Genomic DNA, 23,282 nt, shown 5'->3' with positions numbered 1-23,282 from the left:
CCAAAAAAGAACATACGTATATTGTATTCCGACTTCCTTCTCAACCTCACGGGGTTGGGTTAAAGGACTGTATTATATTACTTTATTTTTAGCACTCTTCTATTGGATTGTCAATTAAAGAGGAAGTTATTATGTGTGAAATATTTCAAAAAACATTTCGTTCTTCTTGACGTCGGCTTCATTATTTTCCCATAATAAAACTAACTAAATAAAAAGGAATGAATCAAAGATGCTAAATTTAGTACTCATGATGATTGAACGAGTCGGACTTATAGTTATTTTAGGATTTTTACTCTCTCATATTAAAACTTTCAGGCGCCTCCTTCATAAACAGGATGGCTATGTAGATAAGCTTAAGCTTATTTGTATTTTTTCGGTATTTACAATTGTAAGCAATTACACTGGGATTGAAATAGCGGGAAATACAATTATGAATGAAAATTGGTTACAAGGTGTTTCTTCGTCAAGTACAATTGCGAATACGCGTATTATGGGTGTTGGTATTAGCGGCTTACTTGGTGGCCCTATCGTAGGAGTTGGAGTAGGGTTTATTGCTGGTATTCATCGTTATATGCTTGGTGGTACGACAGCGCTAAGTTGCGCAATCTCTTCTATTTTAGCGGGGATTATAACTGGTTATATCGGATATATTTTCAAAAAATATAACCGTACAATTACTCCTAAGTTTTCAGCAGTTTTAAGTGTTTTTATCGTATCTTTAGAAATGCTTATGATTTTATTAATTATAGAGGATGGAATTAGCGTTGTGAAAACAATAGCGATACCGATGATTCTTGTAAATAGTTTTGGAAGTTTTATTTTACTTTCTATGATACAAGCTATTTTGCGTCAGGAGGAGAATGCAAAAGCACTTCAGACTCATAAAGTATTGCGTATTGCTGATAAAACGTTACCGTATTTTCGTCAAGGCTTAACAGAAGAATCGTGTAAGCATGTGGCACAAATTATTCACCGCTTTACAGGAACAGATGCGGTATCTTTAACAGATACAGAGAAAATATTAGCGCACGTTGGATTAGCATCAGATCACCATATTCCTTCACATAGTTTAATAACTGGTTTATCAAAAGAAGTTTTACATACAGGGCAAATAATGAAGGCGAAATCACGTGAGGTTATTAATTGCCAACATGAAGGCTGTCCCTTACAAGCCGCTATTGTTATTCCACTAACTTCACATGGAAATACGATAGGGACATTAAAACTGTATTTCAAAAATTCTAACCAGTTAAGTCGCGTTGAAGAAGAATTAGCAGAAGGGTTAGCAAAAATATTCTCCACGCAGTTAGAGTTAGGAGAAGCTGAGTTGCAAAGTAAATTACTTCAAGATGCGGAGATAAAAGCATTACAAGCGCAAATTAACCCGCACTTTTTATTTAATGCGATTAATACAGTATCAGCTTTATGCCGAACAGATGTAGAAAAAGCAAGGAAGTTATTATTACAGCTTAGCGTGTATTTCCGTTGTAATTTGCAAGGAGCACGTCAGTTATTGATTCCACTGGAACAAGAATTAAACCATGTACAGGCATACTTATCACTAGAACAAGCAAGGTTCCCAAATAAGTATGAGGTAAAGATGTATATTGAGGATGAGCTAAAGACAACTTTAGTACCACCATTTGTTCTTCAACTATTGGTTGAAAATGCATTGCGACATGCTTTTCCGAAGAAGCAACCAGTGTGTGAAGTGGAAGTGCATGTTTTTGAAAAAGAGGGTATGGTTCACTTTGAAGTAAAAGATAATGGACAGGGAATTGAGGAAGAACGTTTAGAACAATTAGGAAAGATGGTAGTTTCGTCAAAGAAAGGGACTGGAACAGCTTTATATAATATTAATGAACGTCTTATTGGGTTATTTGGGAAAGAAACGATGCTTCATATCGAAAGTGAATTAAATAAAGGGACGGAGATTACCTTTATTATTCCAAAAAAAGTAGGGGAGGAAGAGCCAGGTGTTAAAAGTATTAGTAGTTGACGATGAAATGTTAGCACGTGATGAACTAAAGTATTTATTAGAGAGAACGAAAGAAGTTGAGATAGTTGGTGAGGCTGATTGTGTGGAAGACGCATTAGAAGAACTAATGCAATGTAGACCAGATATTGTATTTTTAGATATTCAATTATCCGATGATAACGGATTTGAAATCGCGAATATATTAAAGAAGATGAAAAATCCACCTGCAATTGTATTTGCTACTGCCTATGATCAATATGCGTTGCAAGCATTTGAAGTAGATGCGTTAGACTACATTTTAAAACCATTTGATGAAGAGCGTATTGTGCAAACATTAAAGAAGTATAAAAAACAAAAACAAGCGCAAATAGAAACGAAGCACGAAATAAAGGGGACAGATGTAACAGCAGAGATGCATAAATTAGCATTACCAATTGAAGAATCAATCGTACTTGTGAATATTGAAGATATTATATATGTAGGGCTTGTAGATGGGAAAGTAACAGTAAAAACAATGAGGGAAACATATGTAACACATGATACACTTGTAATTTTAGAGAAGAAGTTACCACAAGCAAACTTCATGCGCGTCCATCGTAGCTTTATTGCAAATATTAATCATATTACTGAAATTCAGCCATGGTTCAATTCTACTTATAATTTAATCATGAAAGAAGGATCGAAAGTACCTGTTAGCCGTACATATGCCAAAGAACTCAAGAAGCTGCTTCGTATTTAAGAAGCAGCTTTTGTATTTCATCCTTTTATATTTGTAACTGATTCTGTATATTTGACGTTCTGTTATGTAAACGCTTACCTCGTTACTTACATCTTATACAATAAAGGTACCAAATCGAAAGAGGTGGCCAAAATGAGCACGAAAAAAGTATACAGTTTCTTATCACAAGCATTCATATTCTCAGCTATTATGTTAATTTCTAATATTATTGCAACACATTTACCAATTCCGATGCCTTCATCGGTAATCGGGTTAGTTATTTTATTTAGTCTATTATGTTTAAAAGTTATTAAATTGGAGCAAGTTGAATCACTTGGAACAGCTTTAACAGGTATTATCGGATTCCTTTTCGTCCCATCAGGTATTTCAGTTATTAATTCTCTTGGTGTAATGGGACAATATTTTGTACAAATTTTAACTGTAATTGTTGTAGCAACAGTTATTTTACTAGCTGTAACAGGATTATTTGCACAATTTATTTTAGGAAAAGATGAAAAAGAAACAGAAGATACAAAAGAATTGAAAGTAGTAAATAAAGGACGCAAGCACGGAAAGGTTGCGTAACCATTGCATTTATATATTGTTAGGAGGTAATGAATATGGCAAGCACAATGACTCCATATTTCGGAATCGTCGTTTCATTAATCGCATACGGGATCGGAACGTTATTATTCAAGCATTCAAAAGGATTCTTCTTATTTACACCATTATTTGTAGCGATGGTATTAGGGATTGTCTTTCTAAAGGTAGGTAACTTTACTTTTGAAGAATATAATACTGGCGGAAAAATGATTAGTTTCTTCTTAGAACCAGCAACAATTGCATTCGCTATCCCACTATACAAGCAAGTGGATAAGTTGAAAAAATATTGGTGGCAAATTTTATCGGCTATCGTGGTGGGATCTATTTGCTCAGTAATTGTCGTGTTCATTGTTGCAAAAGCAATCGGTTTAGATACAGCAGTAATGAATTCAATGCTACCACAAGCAGCAACAACAGCAATTGCGTTACCAATCTCAGAAAGTATTGGTGGTATTCCAGCAATTACATCGTTTGCAGTTATTTTCAACGCAGTTATCGTATACGCATTAGGGGCATTATTCTTAAAAACATTTAGAGTTAAGCATCCGATTGCAAAAGGTTTAGCACTTGGAACAGCGGGCCATGCATTAGGAGTTGCAGTAGGAATTGAAATGGGTGAGGTAGAGGCAGCGATGGCAAGTATTGCTGTAACGGTAGTTGGGGTTGTAACAGTAGTTGTCATCCCAATGTTTATGCCATTCATTGGATAGTAAAACTTACTTAAAAAATAAGAAAAGCAAGCTATTTGTAGGACAGATTTCTACTGATAGCTTGCTTTTTATGTTACAGTAGTGGTAAGACCTATTTAAAAAAATGTAAGTTTCCTTAAATCTTCATTAATACTATGTAGAATACGTTTTGAATTAGGTCATTGTATTGTAAAATAAGAAGTAATCTACTATATACCTGTTAAGATAGGCATATAATGAGTTTATAAAAATCTTAATATGAATGAATAATTAAAAGTAGAAAAGAGAGAAATCTACTTATTAACGTTTTAGTTTATAGGACAGGAGAGAGTATTCGTCGATTATGCAAATAAAAAACCTGTTTCAAAGCAAAGGATTTCAGAGGTTACTCGTATTAGTAATACTTGCTCTCGTGTTATACGGGCTGCAAAGTATGTTGAATTTAATATTAATTACGTTTATTCTCACGTATTTAATGGATCGATTCCAAAAGTTTATTTCCCGCAAATTAGATCATTTCATGCCTATTAATCGAAAAATTATTATAGCATTTCTATATGTAATGTTAATTGGTGGAATTGCTATTACGCTATTTAAATATTTACCAGTATTAACGATACAAATTTCACAATTGATTTACCAATTCAATGTATTTTTAAGAAACCCACCAGATAGTGAACTAATTAAGTATGCAGTTAATGCTGTCAATCATATGGAGCTTTCTAAATATGTAGGACAAGGCGTAGACATTTTGTATAAATCGATTACGAATGTTGGTAAATTTGGCCTTCAAGTTTTACTTTCTTTAATTTTGAGTTTGTTTTTCTTACTAGAAAAATCTCGTATTGTTGGTTTTACTGTAAAGTTTAAAGAAAGCAGGCTTGCAATTTTCTATACTGAAATTGAGTACTTCGGAAAGAAATTTGCACGTTCATTTGGAAAGGTAATCGAAGCGCAATTTTTAATTGCTGTTGTTAACTGTGTTCTTTCAGTTATCGCATTATGGATATTAGGATTCCCACAATTATTAGGTTTAGCGTTAATGATTTTCTTGCTTGGCTTAATTCCAGTAGCGGGGGTTATCATTTCGTTATTCCCACTTTGTATGATTGCTTACAATATTGGCGGTATTATGTACGTTGTTTATATTTTAGTTATCGTAACAGTTATTCATGCGCTTGAAAGTTACGTATTAAATCCGAAGTTTATGTCGCAAAAAACAAATTTACCGATTTTCTATACTTTTATGGTATTAATTTTCTCAGAGCACTTCTTAGGTGTATGGGGACTGATTATCGGTATTCCAATTTTCATTTTCTTATTAGATGTCTTAGATGTGACAAGTGATGAAATGGAGAAGGATGTTGGAACAAAATAAAGTGAAGTAGAGAAAAAGCATCGATGTTCGATGCTTTTTCTTTTATAACATTATGTTTCTTATGCCATACTGTAAGGAGAATATAGAATAGGGGTGAAGTAATGGCTGTAAATGAAAAGGTAGAATTGGCTACATTTGCTGGAGGGTGTTTTTGGTGTATGGTTTCTCCATTTGAAGAGATGGAGGGAATTATACAGGTTGTTTCAGGTTATACAGGCGGTCATAAAGAGGACCCAACGTATAAAGAAGTGTGCTCGGAAACAACAGGACATTATGAAGCGGTACAAATTACATTTGATGCAAATAAAATGCCGTATGAGGAATTGTTAAATATATATTGGAGACAAATTGATCCGACCGATATTGGGGGACAATTCCATGACCGCGGACAGTCTTATGAAACGGTGATTTTTTATCATAATGAAGAACAACATAAAAAAGCAGAAGCTTCAAAAGAAGAGCTTGAGCAGAGTGGGCGCTTTTCGAAACCAATTGCGACAAAAATACTACCAGCAGCTACATTTTATCCAGCTGAAGAATATCACCAAGGATATCATAAGAAAAACACATTCCGCTATGAGTTATATCGTAAAGGCTCAGGACGAGATGCTTTTATTAAGGAACATTGGCCAAAGGATAATGCTCATTTAAAAGAAAAACTCAATGAGATGCAGTTTTATGTAACACAGGAAAATGGTACAGAACCACCATTTCGAAATGAGTATTGGAACCATAAAGAGGAAGGTCTTTATGTAGATATCGTTTCAGGTGAGCCGTTGTTTACTTCTCTAGATAAATTTGATAGTGGATGTGGATGGCCTAGTTTTACAAAACCAGTTATGTCAGCAAGTGTGAAAGAAAAGATGGATGTGAGTCATAATATGACACGTACAGAAGTGAGAAGTAAAGAGGGAGATTCGCATCTTGGGCATGTATTTCCAGACGGTCCAGAACCGAATGGGCTTCGTTACTGCATTAATTCCGCAGCTCTTAGATTTATTCCAAAAGAGGAATTAGAGAAAGAAGGTTATGGCGATTTCTTAATCTTGTTTGGAAATAAAAAATAACCTCGCAGTTAGCGAGGTTATTTTTTTGCTATTTTGTTTTTTTCTTTTTAAATTTGCTTAATACTTCATAAACAATTGGAACAATAAGAAGTGTTAATAACGTTGAACTTGTTAATCCACCAATTACTGTTACACCAAGTCCTTTAGAAATTAAGCCGCTACCTTCAAATCCTAATGCAAGCGGGATAAGAGCTCCGATTGTTGCAATTGCAGTCATTAGAATAGGACGCAAGCGTGTTGCACCAGCTTCTAATAAAGCTTCACGTGTTGATAAACCTTCATTTTCTTTATGAATAACGCGGTCGATAAGCACGATTGCGTTTGTTACAACGATACCGATTAACATAAGCGCCCCAATCATTGCAGATACACTTAATGTTTCACCAGAGATTAATAAGGCAACAAGGGCCCCAATAATTGTGAATGGTAGCGAGAATAAAATTGCGAATGGTGCAAGGGCACCGCCAAATGTAACGACAAGAACGAAGTATACAATGGCAATCGCAGCTAACATCGCTAGGCCAAGTTGCTTGAATGATTCTTGAATATCTTTAGTAACACCGCCCATAGAAACATCTACACCAGAAGGAAGATCCATTTTATCTACTTCTTTTTGGACTGCAGCAGATGCTTTTGAAACGTCATCAGATGTTAATTTTGCACTAACCTCTGCATAAACACGGCCATCTCGGTGTGTTACTGTATTCGATGTTTCACCTTCTTTTACAGTCATAACATCTTTTACAGCTACTTCATTACCAAGTGGTGTTGTAATTTTGCGATTTGTTAAGTCATCGATTGTTTCATAATTTTGTTTTTCAGCTTCTACATATACATTGATATCTTTACCGTCTTTTTTAATTGTTGTCAGAACAGGGCGATCATGTTGATTAGAAAGTCCCATTCCAATTTGAGCAGCCGTTAAGCCCATTTTACTCAGCTTTTCTTGATCTGCGACTAAAGTGTACTCTGCATATGTTTTTGCAATACTAGAATCTATATCTTTTAAGTCTTTATTTTTCTTCATGATATTTTGAATATCTTTTACGACAGGCTTAATGTCTTCTGAGCTATCTCCGTAAACGTATAGTTTAATTTCGTTACTACCGCCACTTGCTCCGAAGTCTTGGTTTTTCCATTCACCTTTTCCAGACATTTTTTGTAAATCTTTCACGACTTGTTCTTTTTCTTTTTCGAAGTTTTTCGTGTCGTTATCATATTGAACGAAGAACATAGCTTGATTTGTTTGACCAGGGCTCATTGGATTCTCTCCACCTAATGAGAACTGAATTGTTTTCACGTCTTTATTATCTTGGAAGTGCTTCTCAGCTTTCGTTGCAATTTTTTCAACGTCTTCTAATGTTTGACCTGGTTCAGGTTTGTATGTTGCGATAATCATTTTTTCTTCTTCAGAAGGTAAGAAACTTACACCGATAACCGGTACAAGTGCGAGACTACCAACTAATAGAAGGACAGCAATACTAGATGTAATAATTTTGTGATTTAAAGCCCATTCAAGTATACGTTTATACCCATTTGCTAATTTGCTTGGTTTCTCTTCATGATGTACCTCTTTTTCCCTCGTGCTTTCTTTCTTAAATAAGGAATGGGCAAGCATTGGTACGATTGTAACAGCCACTAGTAACGATGCTAATAAAGCGAAGACAATAGTTAAGGCGAATGGTAAGAACATTTCACCAATCATACCTTTTACAAGTCCTAGCGGTAAGAATACAGCGATTGTCACAATGGTAGAAGACATAATCGGAATAAACATTTCTTTCGTAGCTTCACGAATTAAATCTCTTCCGCGCAATTTCTCTTCTGATAACGACATACGTCGGTAAATATTTTCAATAACAACAATTGAGTCATCAACAACACGGCCTATAGCAACTGTCATTGCTCCAAGCGTCATAATGTTAAGCGTAATATCCATTTGCTTTATGACTAAAACAGCAATTAATAACGAAAGTGGTATTGAAACGACAGAGATTAACGTTGTTCGAATATTTCGTAGGAACAGCATAATAATAACAATCGCAAAGATAGCACCGAAAATTGCTTTGCTTAGCATTGTTTCAACTGACTTTTCAATAGGTGCACCTTGGTCGAATGTTGAAATGATCTCTAAATCTTTATATTTTTTCTCAAGATCTTTTACTTTATCTTTTACTGCATTTACAACATCAACTGTATTTGCATCAGAGGCCTTCACAATTTGAATTCCAATTGCTTCTTTTCCATTTGTTCGAGAAATGGATTCTGCTTTCCCAACTTCTTTAATTTCAGCAATTTCGTCTAATGTAACTGTTGGAATTCCGTTCATAGCAGCTGGATTCATTTGCGGCGTTTGTGCACCAGCGCCAGCATTTTGACTACCTTGACCGTTAGGTGATGAAGGTATAGCTGGGATTTTGAGTTCTTTTAATGCTTTAATCGTTGTAATATTGCCATCTACAACAACTGATTTTTCCGTGTCTTTAAACGTGTATAGGCCAAGTGGTAAAGATACATCCGATCCTTTAATTACATTTTTTACAGTATCTTCACTTAGTCCTAGTTCTTTCATTTTATCTTTCTTGAAGACGAGCTGTACTTCATCTACTTGTTGACCTGCAATTTGAACAGATGCAACACCATCAAGTCCTTTTAAGCCCGGTACAATATTTTTCTCTACATTTTCAGTTAAGGTAGCTAAAGATTCATTCTTGCTTGCTACGCTTAACGAAATAACAGGAAAAGCATTGAAGTTTACTCGTGAAACCTTAGGGTCTTTAACACCGTCAGGGAGCTTTACATTTGTGAGAGCTTCTTTAATTTCTGTTTCTGCTTTTTCCATATTTTTATCAAAATCGTATTCTACTTGAATAGAAGATGCGTTTTGAAAAGATGATGAGCTAACAACGTTAACACCACTTAAATTTTGTAGTTGTTCTTCCATCGGCTTTGAAACTTTATCGGCTACTTCTTCTGGTGTAGCACCAGGATAGACCGTAGTTACTGTCACAATCGGTGTTGTAATATCAGGAATTGTTTCCAGCTTCATATTGAGGCCAGAGTAAATTCCCGCAATAGTAACAATAATGGTTAGTAGCCAAACTGCGAACTTATTTTTTAACGAGAAATTGATGATTTTGTTCATGTTTGCGCTCCCTTTGTATTATATTGACCAACTGGTCAGTCTAATACATAATATAACTGACCATTTGGTCAATCGTCAATAAAAAGAGATGGTATAATAAATCCATAATAAGATGCGAGATTAAATTTAGGAGAGAAGATATGAAAGAAAAAGAGCGTTTAATTATAGAATCGGCTATGAAGTTATTTGCTACTAAGGGTGTAAATGCGACATCAGTGCAGGAAATTGTGACAGCTAGTGGTATATCTAAGGGAGCTTTTTACTTATATTTTAAATCAAAAGATGAGCTTTTATTAGCGACACTTCGATATTATTATGACAAAATTCAAAAGAAAATGCTGGATATTGAGCAAGAGTCTTTGTTACCACGTGAAAAATTTGCAAAACAATTACATTGTCAGTTTAATGATATACAAAAGCATAAAGAGTTTATTATTATGCATGCGAGAGAAAATGCGATTCCGTTTAATAAAGAAGTGGAAGAATTTATGATGCGGATGAAGTTAGAGTCTCATGCATTTTATCGAAATAGTTTATTGTCCATTTATGGTGAAAAGATTATGCCATATTTATTGGATTTAGTAATTATGGTGGAAGGCATATGCCGTGGGTATTTAGAATTAATTATTTTACAAGCAACAGAAATTGATTTATCTTACGTCTCTGCTTTTATTTTAAAAAGAGTAGATAATTTAGTAGATGGCTTGGTAGAATCTTCGGAAGAACCTATTTTACACGAAGAAAAGCTTGGAGAATTTCTTTGTAAATCAGAGCTCATTAAGGAACAGGTTAAAGAGCATTTTTTAAAAGAAATTATTGGATTTAAGCGTACTCTAGCTGATCAATTAGAGGACGATGAGCTGCTAGTAACATTAGATGTTTTAGAGGCGGAAATGCGATTGCTTAATCCAAGAATTCCGGTAATTAGAGGCATGTTAGCAAATTTAGAGGTTTATCCGGAATTAAAAGAATTTCGCTTACGCCTTATAGGATACTACAATATAAAAAATTCTTAATAAAAAACTCCTTGTCTACACAAGGAGTTTTTTATTAAAGATTACTTACTATTTTGAGACCATTTTTCTACATCCCAAACCTTTGTGATCCAATCTTCATAGAATTCCGGTTCGTGACATACAAGGAGAATTGTTCCTTTATATGCTTTCATAGCCTTCTTAAGTTCTTCTTTTGCTGTAACATCAAGATGGTTTGTCGGCTCATCAAATAGTAGCCAGTTACTTTCTTCACCCATTAGCTTACATAAACGAACCTTTGCTTGTTCTCCACCACTTAATTGACTTAATGGACGAGAAATATGTTCATTTTTTAATCCGCATTTTGCTAACATCGCACGAATTTGATGCTGGTCTAGGCCAGGGAATGTATTCCATACATCATCAATTGGTGTTATATTATCAGCTTTAACTTCTTGCTCAAAGTATGCAGGCTCTAAGAAGTCACCAAGACTTGTTTTACCGTTTAAAGGTTTAATTTTACCTAAGATTGTTTTTAGTAGCGTTGATTTACCAACACCATTACATCCAACAATAGCAATTTTTTCACCACGCTCAATTGTCATTGATAACTTTGGTAGTAGCGGATGTGTATATCCGATTTCTACATTTTCACCTTCAAAGACGAAGCGACTACTTGCACGACTTTCTTTAAATGAGAATTCAGGTTTGATTGCTGTTTCCGGACGATCAATAAGTTCCATGCGATCAAGTTGTTTTTGACGACTCTTTGCACGACCTGTCGTTGAATAACGAGCCTTGTTCTTTGCAATGAAGTCTTCTTGCTTTTTGATAAACTCGCGCTGCTTTTCATAAGCGTTTATATGTTGATTTTTATTGATTTCTGCTAGTTCTAGGAATTTTTCATATGTCGCTGTATAGCGTGTCATTTTTGTGAATTCTAGATGGAAAATAACATCAACACATTTGTTCATAAATTCCGTATCATGAGAAATCAATAAGAATGCATGTGGGTATTCTTTTAAATAAGTTGTTAACCAATGAATATGTTCAACGTCTAAATAGTTAGTAGGTTCATCAAGCAATAACACTTCTGGTTGTTCAAGTAATAGCTTTGCAAGCAATACTTTTGTACGTTGTCCACCACTTAGTGCTGAAACATCACGATCTAAACCAATAGCATCAATTCCAAGACCACGTGCAGCCTCTTCAATTTTCATATCTAGTAAATAGAAACCACCTGCTTCAAGTGCATCTTGTATTTCTGCCATTTGCTCAAGAAGTTCTTCTAGTTCTTCTGGTGTAGCAGTTCCCATTTTTTCTGTAACTTCATTTAAAGCTGTTTCCTTTTCGAATAACGGTAAAAATGCATCCGCTAGTACGTCACGAATTGTACGTCCAGGCGTTAAAACCGTATGCTGATCTAAGTAACCGTAATGTGTGCCTGGTGTCCATTCTACACGACCTTCGTCATGAATAAGCTGACCAGTAATGATATTCATAAATGTTGATTTACCAACACCGTTTGCACCAACTAATCCAACGTGCTCACCTGCTAATAATCGCATAGATACATCTTTAAATAATGTACGATCGCCAAATGTATGTCCTAATTTTTCAACTGTTAATAAGCTCATAGTATCCTCCGTCCAACTTGAAATAGTACCTTGAATCATGATACTAAATTCTTTCATATAATGCCATCATTTCAAAATGTATATTTTTTCAAAAAAAGGGTTGCATTAATTTTCTGAAAATATATAATATAATTGAACAGTGGTTAATTATATGTGTGAGGTATGAAATATGTCGCCAAGGAAAGCAGTTAAACAAGAACTAACAAGAGAAATGATTATGAATGTAGCTAGGGAGCTATTTATAGCACAAGGATATCAACATACTTCAATGCGCAAAATTGCAACAGAACTTGGATATAGCCATGGTTCGATTTATTATCATTTTAAAAACAAAGCAGAGCTATTTTACGCAATGGTGGAACAGGATTTTCAATTATTAAACAAAAAGTTAGATGAAATTTGTAATCAAAAGTTATCGAGAGAAGAGCAACTAAGAGCAGTTTTATTCGGTTTTATTGAATTTGGTCTAAGAAATCAGAGTCATTATGAAATTATGTTTTTAATTAAAGATGCCGAATTAAAAGAGTGTTTGGCAAATAGTCCTAATGTTAGTTATGAAAAATTTGCGAAGGTTATTTCTTTTTTATGTGATGGGGAATTAAATGCGATGATAATATGGTCTGTTTTTTTATCATTACATGGATTTGTAGCACATTATTGCAGAAGTGGCCAAACGTTTGAAGAACTACAAGGTTTGGCTAAGGTACATGTAGAGTTTATTTCAAAATCGCTTCTTATGTAAGTGATTTTCTTTTTAATATTAATTGAACAGTGGTTAATTAATTTAGGAGGGGATTTATAATGAAAAAGGCTTTAGTATTAGGTGCTTCTGGTTCAATGGGTTATGCAATTGTAAACGAATTATGTGGCCGAGGGATTCATGTGGTTGCTTTTGCAAGAAATAAGGAGAGATTAGGTGCATTATTTTCTGGGAACAAACATGTAGAAGTTGTAGCCGGCGATGTATTTGTAAAAGAGGATATAATGAATGCTGCTAAAGATGTTGATATTATATTTCATGTTGTAAATATTCCGTATTCAGATTGGGAGAAACAGCAAGAGAAATTATTAATAAACATATTAGAGGTATCGAAACATTACGGTATCAAACTAGGAATAGTTGATAATATTTATGCGTATGGAAGACAAGGGGAAGGGCTTGTAAAAGAAGAGGCTAAAAAAAGACCACACACAAAGAAAGGGAAGATTCGTTTACAACTTGAAGAGATGGCAAAACAAGCTAATGTACGAATGTTTATTGCTCATTTCCCAGACTTTTATGGTCCAAATGCAGAAAGCACACTTGTTCATCATACATTAAAGGGAATACTTGCAAATAAAATGTCTAGCTTTGTTGGAGATAAAAAGATTGCCCGTGAATATATTTTTACACCAGATGGTGCAAAAGCAATGGTTGAATTAGCTTTACATGATGAGGCCTATGGACAAAATTGGAACATACCGGGTTATGGTGTTATTACAGGTGAGGAAATGATTCAACACATACGGGAATTAACGGGATATACGAAACGAGTAATAACTGTAAAAAGAGGAATGATCCAGTTTATTGGTCTGTTTGATAAGCAGATGAAAGAATTTATGGAAATGCTATATTTGACGGAAAAACCAGTTGTATTAAGCGGGGAGAAATATGAGAGGTATATCGGGGATATACCAAAAACTTCGTATTATAATGGGCTAAAAGAAATGATTATATCTATGCAAAAAAAGGGTGTGTAAATGTTAGTATATAAAAAAGTTACTTCTACCTACAGAAGTAACTTTTTTGTTATGCCTTTTGTTTAACTTCACTAACTTTCTTTTCAGCTACAATAAAATGCGGTCTACGTTTTGTTTCATAATAAATACGACCGATATATTCACCAATAACACCTAGGAATATGAGTTGAATACCGCCAATAAATAGTATAGCGGAAATGAGAGTAAAGTAACCAGGAACTTCCACACCACCAAGGATAATTTGAACGAACGTAGTGATTACATATAAAAGTCCAAAAATGGTTGTTAGTAATCCAAGATATATAGATAGGCGTAACGGTTTATTATTGAATGAAATTACACCATCAATTCCGTAATTTAATAATTTCGAGAAGGTCCATTTACTTTCTCCATCAGAACGTAATACATTTTCATATTCAATAATTAATTCGTTATAACCAATCCAAGAGAATAAGCCCTTTGAAAATCGGTTGTACTCACTTAAGGATACTAATGAATCCACTGCTCTTCGACTTAAAAGTCTAAAGTCACCAATACCATCTACTAATTCAATATCTACAAACTTATTCATCACCTTATAGTAAAGACGAGAGACGAAAGAGCGAACGGGAGAATCACCAGTTCTTGTCCTTTTTGCAATGACTTGGTCGTAGCCATCGTTATATCCTTCTAACAGTTCTTTTATTAACGTAGGAGGGTGTTGTAAGTCAGCATCCATAATAACAATGGCATCGCCTGTAGCGTATTTTAAGCCAGCTAACATTGCAGCTTCTTTTCCGAAGTTTCGACTAAACGATATATAGTGTACCGATGAATCTGAACTAGCTAAATCACGTAAAATATTTAATGTATCATCTTTACTACCATCATTAACAAAAACAAATTCATAATCGGTAGTTAATTTATGAATTTCAAGAGAAGTCTCTGAATAAAAGGCTCGAAGCACCTTTTCTTCATTGTAGCATGGTACAACGATTGAAAGAGTCATTTTTGACACTCCTTGTTTGTAGTGGGTTAAAACAATGTTATGCGTTTTTATATGAAGCTATCCAATTGGATAGCTTCATGATTCATTGATTACTCATTATTGCTTTTTAAAAGAAAATTTTCGTCGTGCTTTTGGATTTGTGAAAATTAGTAAAGCTACACAAATAATTAGTGAGATAATTGATATAATCATACCTAATTTGAAGTAAGGTGTAACGTAAGTCATTTCGATTACATGTGAGCCTTTTGTAATGGGAACACCGATAAAGGCAGAATTCGCTTTCGTAAATTCCTTTTCTTTTCCATCAACTTTTATAGTCCAACCTTTACTATATGGAACAGATAAATATAGGAGCCCGTCTTTATTTGAGTTGATATCCCCTTTTAAATAATTGTTCTTATAATAAATATTTTCAAGTCTATTTTCAGTTAATTTTTTTGTTTCTTTTTGTACACTTTCATAGTTTACGATATTTGCTTGTAAGTCACCTAATTCATACTCACCTGCCATATCAATAGAGATAGTTAGGTTTTCTGGACGCTCAGTGCCTAAATTGTAAACAAATCTTTCTAACGGATACGAGTATGCACCAGCATCGTCACCTTTTCCGATTGTTTTTCCATTAACAGTTGCATTGAATGTACCTGTATTTTTCAATTTTAATTCTATCAGTAGGTCACCAGGCGTATTAGGATAATTGATAGGTACGATCATATTTCCAAAGCCATGAACAATTAGTTTGTTTCCTTCTTTTACCATATTTTCGAATTTTGCTTTTTCCATTTTAATAGATACTGCCTTTGACTTAAGGTCTTGTTTATTAAAATGGTTTAATGAAAATTCTTTTGTATTATTAACGACAACAGCATGTAATAATAATTGATCACGCTGAGCGAAGTTTAATTTAGAAAACTCTTCTTCACTTATAGCCGAATCATATACATACCCTAACGGTAAGGTATAGTTATTTTTGTAAATATTATATGGTCCTACTTGCTGTAATAGTTTATATCCATAAGGTACATTCTTTGGATCTGTATCAGCACTTAATACGCGATATTTTATACCTAGCATATTTTCAAGTAGCAGTCGACTATCAGCTTGATAAAACATTGAGGGTGTATCGTACATTTGGAATACGCCATATTTATTTTTCATAAAGTCATGGACATAATAATTAACCAAGCTTTGATATGTACTTACGCCATGATATCCTTGTAGCATTGGTGTGTTATATTCGCTATATGGATTAAGAATACGATAAAAGTCTTTATCATTTTCTTGTATGTAGCGAATTGCAGCAATTTCTTCTTTATTATCATAGCCTGGTTCGTGTAACTTTTCAGTTGAAATCTGGCTCTGTCCGTAAACGGTACTAAGTATATTATTCGCATACATATAATTCATAGAAATTGTGCTAACGAGTATGTTCAATACAACTAAAAATTGTATGAAAGGTTTAGAAATATAACGCCATAAACATACTGTAATAACAGAAAGAACGACAGTTCCGAGTAAAATGTTATCAACGTCTTGTAAAGGTTTATCAGTTACATTTATATTTGCTTTTCTATAAAATGCATAAATGAATAATCCAATAGACACTAATAAACTTATTAAATAAGGTAATTTGTAGTCTTTCTTATGAATAATCATCCAATCTAGAATGTATGCAATTGTTTGGGCAATGACAAATACAAATAAATAAAACCATCTAGATTGCATTGCTGAAAAACCATTAAATACAGAATATGTATATGGAAGCATAAACAGAATGAACATGAATAACGTAAAGAATACTTTATTTTTAACGAGTTTATCACGTATAAACATTCCAAATACGATTAAGAATAAAATTAAAGCTGGTAAAGCTAGTTGATGATTTTCAGCACTATACATGAAGAAAATATTTTCCATTAAATCTTTATAAAATTTATCTTCAAATAATAGTGGTATCTCAAACTTTTTTGATAGTCGATCGGCGCTAAATACGGCATTAACTGATGGGAGGAAGCAAACGGCGGCTAAACCGAGTGATAGTCCGTACAATAAGCCGATTCTAATATAATAAGTTAGAAAAGAGACAATCGTTTTATTTTTTTGTGTCGCAAAGTATTGGAATAATGCATAAATGAATATGAAAATACTTGTGATAAAAGCAAAATAAAAGTTTGATGCTAACATTAAAGTAGCAGCGATTAGGAAAAGTCCGCGCTTCTTTTCGATAATATATTTATCAAGTCCCCATATTACTAATGGTAAAAATACAATGGCATCAGCCATGAAATCCCATAGTAAAGAGTGGCGGATGAAAGTAATACAGCCACCATATATAATAGCAGCAACAAAAGATGAGAATGCTGTTTTATTATGGTAACGTAAAGAGCCATACATGAATAACATAGCTAAAAAGTTTTTTAAAATACTCATGTATAATTTCACGTCATACACTTGCTCAAGACTTAGTTTAGGTAGTAACAGTGTAATCCAGAAAAACGGTGATGTGCTGTAATAATAACTAAACTCTCCAAATAAATCTCCACCTAACCCATAATCAAAAGACCAGAAAAGGTTGCCATCTTTAAAGGCATGTTGCAGAAGAAACGTAAAGAAGCCAAATTGGCGTAATGCATCCCCTGTACCAGAAAAGGCTTGATTAGATGTTAAAAAGAAATAATGAAAAGCAAAAGCACACAATAATAATATTGGCATAATTATTATCGTTTTCTTGGAAAAGAACTTATTATTCGGCTTTATGCTCATAAAAATTGATAATCCTCCTTTAAAAGTTGTTATCATGTAGCAACTTGTTTTTAGGTAGCATATAAAAACACACCAATTTTTAAAGGTGTGTTCTTTAGTTTTAACATGAGAAAATATATATTTTTGTTGAAGCATATATATTTTTACAGGCGTTGAAATTCATAGTTTACATGTAATTTAGTATAAGGCATTTTCAGAAAGTAAGTCAATTTGACCTGGAATATATAGAATTTTTTTACTGAAGAAAAATAGTGGTATATAAAAAAACAAAAAGCTTTTCCATTTTTAAATAGGAAAAGCTTTTTGTTTTTAAGCATGTTTGCGAATGAGCTTTTGTTTTATAAACCCTAAAACGAATCCACGTATTTGAGGGTCAATTAAAACCCCGATTATACCGTATAGTATACCAGTAAGCGTTAAAGCAACTAATGGTGGTAAGTTGATTAATGCGATTCGGTATATACCGTAACTAATAATAAAGGCTAAGGAATTAAATATAATTCCTTTAACTAATAATTGCATGCCTTTACGAATAAAGAGGGTAAATCCGATTAATAGTGTAATTTCGGTAAGGATAGCTGCGGCAGCTGCCCCCATCATTCCATATTTACTACCTAGTACAATATAACCTATGATGGCAACAACTAATCCAATAGTCATTGTTGTTGCGCGTTTCCATTGCTGGCCAATTGTTGTTAAATTGTCGGCTAGTGGATAGTTAATTGATTGTAAAATAACCATAAACGCTAAAATAGCAAGAGCGTCACCAGCGGGAGCGTACTTTTCTCCTAATAAACTAACAATCCAGAAACTTGGATCAGCAATAAAGGGGATAGAAATTCCCATTCCTAAAAAAGACATAAGTTTTAATTCAAAACTTGATAATTTTCTATGTTCTTCGATGTTTTTCTCATTACCAAAAGCAAAAAGCCTTGGATAAAAGGCAGCTGCAATTACTCCCGGTATTTGATATAGTACAGCTGGTATTTTAGATGCAGCACCAAAGAATCCAACTTGATTATATGTTGAAACCTTTTCTAAGATAATAGGCCCCAATTGTGGTAAGAGCATAATGATGATTCCATTGATTGTGAAAATAAGTAGTTGATCTAAAATACCTTTATCCCAACCCTTATGGACTTTCGTATAGCGTATTGTCATTATAAAGGCGATAACACCTGTTACAAGACTAGATACCCCGTACATGGCAGCAACCATCATAAGTGACCATTGGAAAGACATCCCTAGTAATAGGGCAGCAGCAGCTGTTACACCTTGTAGTACAGAAATAATAGCTGTAAATTGCATGCGTTCTGTTACTTGGAAGTAAGCCATCCCAACACCTTGTAAGGTTGCTCCGAACATTGTTGGTAGAACAACCCAATATACCATCGCACGTAAGTAAGCATCGGGATAGAAGAACTGGGCAAAAATAGCGAAAAGTACAGAAATTACGATAGCTAATATTAAACGAATACGTAAATAACTACTTATTAGCACGCTAATATTAGCATCGCTTCTCGTTCCTTCACGCATAAACGTATGTGTCAAGCCTGCATCTGTAAAGTAACAAATAACAGCTGAAACTGCTAACGCAGTTGTAAACATACCGTAATCACTTGGAGAAACATATCTTGCAAAGAAAATGGTTGCAATAGCCAGTACAAATCGAACAGTAATATTTCCTACAAATAGGTAGGAGGCATTTTTAAGAATCTTATTTGTTTTCATGGGAAAAAACCTTTCTATTCTTTAGGACCTTTTTTGTCTGTCCTATTTGTAAATTTGATTTGTTTACGGAAAGAGAGGTGAGTACTATATTTTCAGTTTAAGAAAACAGAAATTTAATTCGTACAAACCAAAGCATTGCATATAGTTTTTTACTACGCTTTCCGTTTTTTGAATAGATTTTACGGCAATATTTCTTTATATCTTTTTTGATTAATTGAACTTGGGCATTATTTAATTGAGAGTTTTCTTTAATGTATATACAAGCATTATTGATAACCGTATAAGGGAATAAATAAGTCTCAAGAATCTCAATAAGTGACTGAGGGTCTTTCGTAATGAAGTCTTGAGATTTATTATGTACCCAGTCTTTCATACGATTGAATACTTCCAGTTCTTTAGTTGTTTTTAATTCGTAATCTTTATATTTAGAAGAAAGATTTCCTTCTGATAAGATTCTATAATATGTTAAATATTCATCGACATAGCATACATTTGTCACACTCATTAGTTTAAATAAAAACTCCAAGTCTTCTCCCCAGCTACATCCTGGTGTAAAACGGATATTATGATTCATTGCGATAGAGCGTTTGAAAATCCAAGTACTTGTTTGAGCAACAACTTGGTGTGTTAAGAATGCTTTTGCCATATCACCTTTAATAAAGTTTGTTGTATGCTCAACCTTTTCGCCTGTTTCTTCGTAGAAATTCATATAACCACAATAGCACGCGTCCATGTTGTTTTTATGCATACTCTCGATTTGTTTCTCAATTTTAGTTGGATGCCATAAGTCGTCACTATCAAGGAAAGCGACGTATTCTCCGCTAGCATTTTCAATCCCTGTATTACGAGCTACTGAAACACCTTGGTTTTTTTGGTGAACGTACTTTACTTGACCCGGATATTTTTCGGCAAGGTTTTTCACGATAGAAGGTGATTGATCTTTACTTCCATCATCTACAATTACAATTTCAATGTTTTTATATGTTTGATCTAGTATTGACTGCATCGTTTCTTCAATATATTTTTCCGTGTTATACAGAGGTATGACAACAGAAACAAGTTGCTTTTGTTCCATCATAGAATTTTTATCTCCTCAAGTTTTTTATGTCTTGCACCATATATACAAGCCCTTTGAAAGGGAGAAGATTACAAGAACATCTGTATAAGTTTAACGCATATAAACTTTGTAAATCAACTTTCTATTGTTGTACTTTGTATAAAAAGTATTTATTATAGAACGTATTGTGTTGTAAAAATATAGAAAAAATTTTTGAAGGTTATGTATCTGAAGGGAGAAGATGAGATGTTAGGGCGATTTACTCGCAAATCTAATATAGTCCTTTTAGGGATTATTATGATTGTCGGGTTTGCACTTCGTTTTGCAACTTTACAAACACATGGTGCAGATCTATCTATAGCTAGCGATGATATAGGTTATCAAAAAACGGCAAATATTTTATTGGAAACAGGGATGTTAACATACCATGAACCAGATAAACCAACGATTCATATTATGCCGGGTTTTCCAGCCTTATTAGCTGCTGTATTTTACTTTTTTGGAAATGGCAGTGAAGGTCTTTTTATAGCCAAATTAATCATTATTCTATTAGGGGTACTTAGTATTTTGCTAACTTATAAGATTGGTACTTATTTATTGAATCCTGCTGCAGGATTAATAGGTGCTTTCTTATTAGCTGTGTATCCTCCAGAGATTGTTATGGAAAATTTAACTTTAACAGAAGGGCCGTTTCTATTCCTTTCATTAGGATTAGTATATTGGAGTTTAAAATTAGCTGATACTCATAAAACGAAACATCTTCTGATTGTATTAATTTTCTATTTTTTAGCACTGTACCTCCGCGTACAAATTGCCTTATATCCAATCTTATTATTTGGGTATCTTTTAATGAAACGCTATCCATTCCGGATTATGATGAAGCAGGCGATTATAAGCATAGGAATAGGACTTATCGTACTTGGACCATGGTGGGCCCGCAATTACATTCAATTTGATAAATTTATCCCACTAACTGCAGGGGCAGGGAATCCGTTATTACTTGGAACGTATCAAGGGGAAGGTTACCCAGAAGGTAAGGATATGGGGGAACTTGAAATAGAATTACATGCAAAGTACCCTAATCTTGAAGCGCATGAATTTATGGAGTTAGAAGAAAAAATAGCCATTGATAAAATGAAAGAATGGTGGAAAACGAATAAGGGCTCTATGATAGAGAGTTATTTAGTCTTGAAACCAGAAATTCTTTGGAAAAAACCGTATTATTCTATAGAGCATAATATTGAAGTATTCAATGTTTCTGCAAAGGATATGAATGAAATATATAATTTTATTAAGACGACGTTTTTAATATGTACAGTACTTTCATTTATTTTCCTTTTAAAAAGGTGGAGAGAGACTACATTTTTATGGTCAATCCTTTTACTGCAAACAGCTTTAACATGTTTTTATGTTGCATATGAACGATATGCATTACCGTTAATACCATTCTTATTTATTATAATTGGAGTAGGGACCGTGGCAACGATTATGAAAATTAATAAATTATTAATTAGAAAAAAATAATTTGCAATAAAAAACATCTTAATTTTTTTAAAAAATTAAGATGTTTTTTTGTATATATTCATATTTAAATAGAAAACTATTCGTTATCGGTTTCAGTTTGCGTTACTTTTAATTTTTGCTTTAATAACGCATAATCTTGCGTTAATGTTACAAGTTGATGATGTAATTTAGAAATTTTTCTTGTTAAGTCAAAAATTAAGATGAAACAGAATAATAGTCCAAATAAAAATAAAACAGATGGAGGATATTCTACGTGTAATAGTTGTCCAATCCAATTTATAATTTTTTCAGTAGAACTTAAAATTGCCATTGAAACACAAACGAAAATCCATAAAATGGCATATTTAGTTTCTAAAGCTCCACGACGAATGGAATTAATAATTAATAAAAATAATAATAGAATGAAGATAAATGAAAAGGTAATTATAGGCATTTATTATCAACCTTTCACAATTTTTTGCATCAATATAGCAAGGCTTACTTTAATCATGTAATATGCAGATTTAAGAGGTGTAATAGAAGATTGTCCCCCTTGGCGCTCTTGCATATTTACGGATATTTCATTAATGCGTAATTTTTTCTTTTTTAAATGAATAAGGACTTCTGGTTCTGGATAATCTTTTGGATAATTATGTGCAAAAATCTTAATTACTTCTCGATTGATAGCACGATACCCAGAAGTTGGATCCATAAAGGTTTGTTTTGTTAGTACTTTCAGTAGAGCAGTAAAATAAAAAATACCAACTCTTCTGGAAATACTACCTTTATAAGCTGTTTTCTCTGTAAAACGTGAACCTAGCACCATATCGCATTGGTCTTCAGCAATAGGTTTTATAATTTTGTACAAGTCATCAGGATTATGTTGCCCATCAGCATCGAACTGAATTGCAATATCATATCCATTTTCATAAGCGTATTTATAACCAGTTTGTACAGCTGAGCCAATACCTAGGTTATATGGTAAGTTCACAAGGTGAACAGGAAAATCATTTACGATTTGAGCTGTTTTATCATGTGATCCATCATTAATAACGCAAATGCTTAATTCTGTAAAATGCTGTTTTAGTTTTAATAGTCTTGTTAATGTATCTGCAATTGCTTCTTCCTCGTTATACGCAGGAATAATAATTAACGTTTTTGGTATTGAAATTGGTACCTCAATAGACATTATCGCACCATCCCTTATATACTTAATTATATTATAGTTATTTTTAAACGAACCTTATCTAATATACCATTAATAGTATAGCAAAATAAAGGAAAAACTGGTGGGTTATTTTAGGAGACAAA

At 33.5% G+C, this 23,282-nt stretch carries 18 protein-coding genes; 10 read left to right on the top strand and 8 right to left on the bottom strand.

The genetic code is table 11. The features are described from left to right. Window positions 1–229 precede the first annotated feature (229 nt). From lytS to msrB, 6 genes are all read left to right on the top strand, one after another. Window positions 230–1,999 carry a two-component system sensor histidine kinase LytS gene (lytS, locus tag ACYFX0_RS17770; RefSeq protein WP_000933588.1) on the top strand — a complete coding sequence of 590 codons (1,770 nt, stop codon included), beginning with the start codon at window positions 230–232 and terminating at the stop codon, window positions 1,997–1,999. Then, a complete protein-coding gene (locus ACYFX0_RS17765) occupies window positions 1,977–2,717 on the top strand; it encodes a LytR/AlgR family response regulator transcription factor (protein ID WP_000921846.1) in 741 nt (246 codons plus the stop codon). Before lytS ends, ACYFX0_RS17765 begins: the two co-directional genes overlap by 23 nt. A 132-nt stretch (window positions 2,718–2,849) precedes the next feature. Continuing rightward, entirely contained in the window at window positions 2,850–3,281 is a 432-nt protein-coding gene (lrgA, locus tag ACYFX0_RS17760; RefSeq protein ID WP_000104901.1) for an antiholin-like murein hydrolase modulator LrgA, read from the top strand. 35 nt (window positions 3,282–3,316) lie between these two features. Next, on the top strand, window positions 3,317–4,009 hold the full coding sequence (gene lrgB / locus ACYFX0_RS17755) for an antiholin-like protein LrgB (RefSeq protein ID WP_000168869.1): 693 nt from the start codon (window positions 3,317–3,319) through the stop codon (window positions 4,007–4,009). A gap of 322 nt (window positions 4,010–4,331) precedes the next feature. Continuing rightward, window positions 4,332–5,366, top strand: coding sequence for an AI-2E family transporter (locus tag ACYFX0_RS17750; RefSeq protein ID WP_001166012.1), 1,035 nt, complete (start codon window positions 4,332–4,334; stop codon window positions 5,364–5,366). Window positions 5,367–5,467: 101 nt separating this feature from the next. After that, window positions 5,468–6,433, top strand: coding sequence for a peptide-methionine (R)-S-oxide reductase MsrB (gene msrB / locus ACYFX0_RS17745; protein WP_460271077.1), 966 nt, complete (start codon window positions 5,468–5,470; stop codon window positions 6,431–6,433). Between the two features lie 28 nt (window positions 6,434–6,461). On the opposite strand, the gene ACYFX0_RS17740 is transcribed toward msrB, so the two are convergent. Continuing rightward, window positions 6,462–9,578 carry an efflux RND transporter permease subunit gene (locus ACYFX0_RS17740; RefSeq protein WP_086402524.1) on the bottom strand — a complete coding sequence of 1,039 codons (3,117 nt, stop codon included), beginning with the start codon at window positions 9,576–9,578 and terminating at the stop codon, window positions 6,462–6,464. A 140-nt stretch (window positions 9,579–9,718) separates the two neighbouring features. Here ACYFX0_RS17740 and ACYFX0_RS17735 point away from each other — a divergent pair, with 140 nt between their 5' ends. After that, window positions 9,719–10,594 (top strand): TetR/AcrR family transcriptional regulator, encoded by an 876-nt coding sequence (locus ACYFX0_RS17735; protein ID WP_000659642.1) that lies wholly within the window; start codon window positions 9,719–9,721, stop codon window positions 10,592–10,594. 41 nt (window positions 10,595–10,635) lie between these two features. Here ACYFX0_RS17735 and ACYFX0_RS17730 read toward each other — a convergent pair whose 3' ends face one another. Then, complete coding sequence (locus ACYFX0_RS17730; RefSeq protein WP_002083531.1) at window positions 10,636–12,189, bottom strand: ABC-F family ATP-binding cassette domain-containing protein; 1,554 nt, start codon at window positions 12,187–12,189, stop codon at window positions 10,636–10,638. Between the two features lie 169 nt (window positions 12,190–12,358). Here ACYFX0_RS17730 and ACYFX0_RS17725 point away from each other — a divergent pair, with 169 nt between their 5' ends. Together ACYFX0_RS17725 and ACYFX0_RS17720 are read left to right on the top strand one after the other, a co-directional pair. Further along, a complete protein-coding gene (locus ACYFX0_RS17725; RefSeq protein WP_000074952.1) occupies window positions 12,359–12,931 on the top strand; it encodes a TetR/AcrR family transcriptional regulator in 573 nt (190 codons plus the stop codon). Window positions 12,932–12,990: 59 nt separating this feature from the next. Then, a complete protein-coding gene (locus ACYFX0_RS17720; protein WP_000709952.1) occupies window positions 12,991–13,929 on the top strand; it encodes an NAD-dependent epimerase/dehydratase family protein in 939 nt (312 codons plus the stop codon). A gap of 49 nt (window positions 13,930–13,978) precedes the next feature. Here ACYFX0_RS17720 and ACYFX0_RS17715 read toward each other — a convergent pair whose 3' ends face one another. The 4 genes from ACYFX0_RS17715 to ACYFX0_RS17700 form a co-directional block, all read right to left on the bottom strand. Next, window positions 13,979–14,917: a glycosyltransferase family 2 protein gene (locus ACYFX0_RS17715; protein WP_000175828.1), complete on the bottom strand. Its 939-nt coding sequence runs from the start codon at window positions 14,915–14,917 to the stop codon at window positions 13,979–13,981. Between the two features lie 96 nt (window positions 14,918–15,013). Next, window positions 15,014–17,680 (bottom strand): YfhO family protein, encoded by a 2,667-nt coding sequence (locus ACYFX0_RS17710; protein WP_106103436.1) that lies wholly within the window; start codon window positions 17,678–17,680, stop codon window positions 15,014–15,016. A 309-nt stretch (window positions 17,681–17,989) separates the two neighbouring features. Continuing rightward, window positions 17,990–19,411, bottom strand: coding sequence for an oligosaccharide flippase family protein (locus tag ACYFX0_RS17705; protein ID WP_000856134.1), 1,422 nt, complete (start codon window positions 19,409–19,411; stop codon window positions 17,990–17,992). Window positions 19,412–19,508: 97 nt separating this feature from the next. Further along, window positions 19,509–20,489 carry a glycosyltransferase family 2 protein gene (locus ACYFX0_RS17700; RefSeq protein ID WP_000970526.1) on the bottom strand — a complete coding sequence of 327 codons (981 nt, stop codon included), beginning with the start codon at window positions 20,487–20,489 and terminating at the stop codon, window positions 19,509–19,511. 225 nt (window positions 20,490–20,714) lie between these two features. On the opposite strand from ACYFX0_RS17700, the gene ACYFX0_RS17695 reads away from it, so the two are divergent. Further along, window positions 20,715–21,992, top strand: a complete 1,278-nt coding sequence (locus tag ACYFX0_RS17695) for a glycosyltransferase family 39 protein (protein WP_000901472.1) — start codon at window positions 20,715–20,717, stop codon at window positions 21,990–21,992. Window positions 21,993–22,068: 76 nt separating this feature from the next. On the opposite strand, the gene ACYFX0_RS17690 is transcribed toward ACYFX0_RS17695, so the two are convergent. Then, on the bottom strand, window positions 22,069–22,425 hold the full coding sequence (locus tag ACYFX0_RS17690; RefSeq protein ID WP_001121769.1) for a DUF2304 domain-containing protein: 357 nt from the start codon (window positions 22,423–22,425) through the stop codon (window positions 22,069–22,071). Window positions 22,426–22,431: 6 nt separating this feature from the next. Continuing rightward, window positions 22,432–23,160 carry a glycosyltransferase family 2 protein gene (locus tag ACYFX0_RS17685; RefSeq protein ID WP_000021478.1) on the bottom strand — a complete coding sequence of 243 codons (729 nt, stop codon included), beginning with the start codon at window positions 23,158–23,160 and terminating at the stop codon, window positions 22,432–22,434. Between the last annotated feature and the right edge of the window lie 122 nt (window positions 23,161–23,282).

The sequence above is a fragment of the Bacillus sp. NEAU-Y102 genome (assembly GCF_054788175.1).
Note: the sequence above shows the minus strand (reverse complement) of the source record. Positions and strands in the feature narration are given on the sequence as shown.

Excerpts from the sequence above, each read along its gene's own strand:
- ACYFX0_RS17725 (WP_000074952.1), top strand. The coding sequence starts at position 12,359 with ATGTCGCCAAGGAAAGCAGTTAAACAAGAACTAACAAGAGAAATGATT.
- ACYFX0_RS17705 (WP_000856134.1), bottom strand. The coding sequence starts at position 19,411 with ATGAAAACAAATAAGATTCTTAAAAATGCCTCCTACCTATTTGTAGGA.
- ACYFX0_RS17700 (WP_000970526.1), bottom strand. The coding sequence starts at position 20,489 with ATGATGGAACAAAAGCAACTTGTTTCTGTTGTCATACCTCTGTATAAC.
- ACYFX0_RS17685 (WP_000021478.1), bottom strand. The coding sequence starts at position 23,160 with ATGTCTATTGAGGTACCAATTTCAATACCAAAAACGTTAATTATTATT.
- lrgA (WP_000104901.1), top strand. The coding sequence starts at position 2,850 with ATGAGCACGAAAAAAGTATACAGTTTCTTATCACAAGCATTCATATTC.
- ACYFX0_RS17690 (WP_001121769.1), bottom strand. The coding sequence starts at position 22,425 with ATGCCTATAATTACCTTTTCATTTATCTTCATTCTATTATTATTTTTA.
- ACYFX0_RS17720 (WP_000709952.1), top strand. The coding sequence starts at position 12,991 with ATGAAAAAGGCTTTAGTATTAGGTGCTTCTGGTTCAATGGGTTATGCA.
- ACYFX0_RS17735 (WP_000659642.1), top strand. The coding sequence starts at position 9,719 with ATGAAAGAAAAAGAGCGTTTAATTATAGAATCGGCTATGAAGTTATTT.
- lrgB (WP_000168869.1), top strand. The coding sequence starts at position 3,317 with ATGGCAAGCACAATGACTCCATATTTCGGAATCGTCGTTTCATTAATC.
- ACYFX0_RS17710 (WP_106103436.1), bottom strand. The coding sequence starts at position 17,680 with ATGAGCATAAAGCCGAATAATAAGTTCTTTTCCAAGAAAACGATAATA.
- ACYFX0_RS17695 (WP_000901472.1), top strand. The coding sequence starts at position 20,715 with ATGTTAGGGCGATTTACTCGCAAATCTAATATAGTCCTTTTAGGGATT.
- ACYFX0_RS17730 (WP_002083531.1), bottom strand. The coding sequence starts at position 12,189 with ATGAGCTTATTAACAGTTGAAAAATTAGGACATACATTTGGCGATCGT.
- ACYFX0_RS17715 (WP_000175828.1), bottom strand. The coding sequence starts at position 14,917 with ATGACTCTTTCAATCGTTGTACCATGCTACAATGAAGAAAAGGTGCTT.
- ACYFX0_RS17740 (WP_086402524.1), bottom strand. The coding sequence starts at position 9,578 with ATGAACAAAATCATCAATTTCTCGTTAAAAAATAAGTTCGCAGTTTGG.
- msrB (WP_460271077.1), top strand. The coding sequence starts at position 5,468 with ATGGCTGTAAATGAAAAGGTAGAATTGGCTACATTTGCTGGAGGGTGT.
- ACYFX0_RS17750 (WP_001166012.1), top strand. The coding sequence starts at position 4,332 with ATGCAAATAAAAAACCTGTTTCAAAGCAAAGGATTTCAGAGGTTACTC.
- lytS (WP_000933588.1), top strand. The coding sequence starts at position 230 with ATGCTAAATTTAGTACTCATGATGATTGAACGAGTCGGACTTATAGTT.